Origin of the sequence: Phenylobacterium sp. (genome assembly GCF_016793285.1) — a bacterium.
GTDB lineage: Bacteria > Pseudomonadota > Alphaproteobacteria > Caulobacterales > Caulobacteraceae > Phenylobacterium.
On record NZ_JAEUMO010000269.1, the window covers coordinates 1 to 2307 of the forward strand.

Here is a 2307-nt window from a genome sequence, read left to right on the forward strand (position 1 = left end):
TCCTTGGCCGCCTTCTTCAGGTCGGCGAGCTTGCTGCCCTCGGTCATCGAGCCGGTGTTGTCGAGCACCAGGGCGATCTCGACCTTCATCTCGGCGCGGACCACCTCGCTCGACGCGCCGACGTGCATGGCGCCGTCGTTCAGGATGCCGGCGATGAAGGGCGTCACGTCCAGGCGGGCGCTGGCGACCACGCGGCCGTTCTCCCCGAAGCCGAACGACGACTGCGCCAGGCGGAAATCGTCGCCCAGCTTCAGGTTCTGGTTCAGGAAGCGGTCGCCGACGGCCTTCAGCTCGGCGTCGGTCGTGGCGTTGCTCCGCGCAGCGCCGAGGGCGGCGGCATCGAGGGCGTCCTGAAGCTGCGACTTCGCGCTGGTGCCGCGCGCCAGGTCGACCGCGCCCAGGCCGGCCACGCAGATCGGCCCCATCGCGAGAGCCGCGACGATCGCCACGTTGCCGCGCTTGTCGCGGACCAGCCGCCGGATCCCGGCAACGCTTGACCTGCGCATCCCATCCATCCTGACGAGGCTGACTTGAATTCGCTCAACCGATAGCCGCCGGACGGGTAATCGCGCCTTACTCCGGACCGTTAACTTGGGTTGACTCTAAATCTCCACGGCCCGTTTTCCGACATCTGGGAAAACCCGGGCCATGTCGCAGGTCCGTCAAAAGCTGCGCTTCAGCCGCGACGAGGGCGGCGCCACGGCGGTCGAGTTCGCCCTGGTCGCGCCGCTGCTCTTCTTCTCCCTGCTCTCGCTGGTCGAGATCGGGATGCTGGGCATGATGTCCTCGGCGCTCGACAACGCCGTGGTGGAATCCGCGCGCCGCATCCGCACGGGACGCGACGACGGCCCCACCACCGCCGGCGGCTTCAAGAGCCAGATCTGCAACAACATGGGCGGCGCCGTCAGCTCATGCATGGGCCGCCTGACGGTCAGCGTGCAGAAGTTCCCGAAGTTCTACGACGCCAACCAGGTGGCCGCCGCCCAGCCCGCCGGCGAGTTCAACAAGGGCGGGCCGGGCGACATCGTGCTGGTCAAGGCCAACTACCGCTGGCCGCTCATCACGCCGTTCCTGGCCACCGCCTTCAACCGGGACGGTCCGATGGCGGTGACCATCGCCTCGCGCACCGCCTTCAAGAACGAGCCCTACGAATGATCCGGTTCCTCCGCCGGGCGGCCGGCGACCGAAAGGGTGCGGCCGCCATCGAGTTCGCCCTGATCTTCCCGGTGATCTTCGTGCTGAACGTCGCCGCGGGCGAGGGCGTGCAGGCCTACATCGTCCAGCGGCAGGTCGCCCACATCGCCGCCACCATGGCCGACATCACCGCCCAGAGCCGCACGGTCTCGGCCGCGCAGCTCGACGACATCCTCACCGCCTCGACCGCGATGATCTATCCGTTCCCCCGCCAGAGCCTGCAGCAGCGCCTCTCGAGCATGAGCGCGAACAGTTCGGGGACGGCGGCGACCGACTGGACCCAGAAGCGCGACTGGAACGGGTCGGGCGGTCCGTCGATCCCGAACGGCTACCTCGCGGCCAATGAGAGCGTCGTCATCGCCGACGTGATCTACGACTACACACCCACCTTCGGCCTCTTCCTGCCCGACACGATCCGCATCACCCGCAAGGCCTACTCGCGTCCCCGCCTGTCGGCGAAGGTCGAGCGCACGGCGAGCTGAGCGCAGCGCCCAAGAGCCGTGGCGGACGGGGTGGGATTCGAACCCACGGTGGGCGTGAACCCACGGCGGTTTTCAAGACCGCTGCCTTAAACCACTCGGCCACCCGTCCGGAGCGGGCGCTATAGCAGGGAAGGGCGCGCGACCTCCATCGCAAGGTTCGGTTAACCGTGTCGCAAGGAACCGGGCCGACCATCGCGAGCGAGTCGGAGGCGGATCATGCAAACTTCCCGAGCCCTGGGCGCGTCAGCCCGGCTGACCCTGGCGCTGGCGGCGGGGGCGTCCCTTGCGGCGTGCGCCACGATGGAGCCGCGGTATCCCAGCCGGGGCGGCGGGGCGCAGGCCGGCCTGCCATCGGGCGCCGGCGGGGAGCGCAAGGTGGGCAAGCCCTATCAGGTCGGCGGAATCTGGTACGTGCCGCGCGAGCAGCCGAACTACGACCAGGTGGGCGTGGCGTCCTGGTACGGCGACGCGTTCCACATGAAGGCCACCGCCAATGGCGAGACCTTCGACATGAACAACGTCTCGGCGGCGCACACGACGCTGCCGCTGCCGTCGATGGTCGAGGTCACCAACCTGGACAACGGCAGGAAGCTGGTGGTGCGGGTGAACGACCGCGGGCCGTTCGTCGACA

4 protein-coding genes and 1 tRNA gene are annotated in these 2307 nt (G+C 68.6%); 3 read left to right on the forward strand and 2 right to left on the reverse strand.

The window, feature by feature from the left end:
• The coding region (locus JNL41_RS22410) for a pilus assembly protein TadG-related protein (protein WP_293478506.1) at positions 1-506 on the reverse strand (506 nt) is incomplete at its 3' end.
• A 142-nt stretch (positions 507-648) separates the two neighbouring features.
• Here JNL41_RS22410 and JNL41_RS22415 point away from each other — a divergent pair.
• Together JNL41_RS22415 and JNL41_RS22420 are read left to right on the forward strand one after the other, a co-directional pair.
• A complete protein-coding gene (locus tag JNL41_RS22415; RefSeq protein ID WP_293478507.1) occupies positions 649-1155 on the forward strand; it encodes a TadE/TadG family type IV pilus assembly protein in 507 nt (168 codons plus the stop codon).
• Positions 1152-1676, forward strand: coding sequence for a TadE/TadG family type IV pilus assembly protein (locus JNL41_RS22420; protein ID WP_293478508.1), 525 nt, complete (start codon positions 1152-1154; stop codon positions 1674-1676). The genes JNL41_RS22415 and JNL41_RS22420 overlap by 4 nt, the downstream gene beginning before the upstream one ends.
• Positions 1677-1695: 19 nt before the next feature.
• Here the strand turns inward: JNL41_RS22420 and JNL41_RS22425 are convergent.
• Positions 1696-1785, reverse strand: a tRNA-Ser gene (locus JNL41_RS22425).
• Positions 1786-1892: 107 nt separating this feature from the next.
• Between JNL41_RS22425 and JNL41_RS22430 the strand changes: the two genes are divergently transcribed.
• Positions 1893-2307: septal ring lytic transglycosylase RlpA family protein (locus JNL41_RS22430; protein WP_293478509.1), on the forward strand; the 415-nt coding region annotated here is incomplete at its 3' end.

Excerpts from the sequence above, each read along its gene's own strand:
- JNL41_RS22415 (WP_293478507.1), top strand. The coding sequence starts at position 649 with ATGTCGCAGGTCCGTCAAAAGCTGCGCTTCAGCCGCGACGAGGGCGGC.
- JNL41_RS22420 (WP_293478508.1), top strand. The coding sequence starts at position 1,152 with ATGATCCGGTTCCTCCGCCGGGCGGCCGGCGACCGAAAGGGTGCGGCC.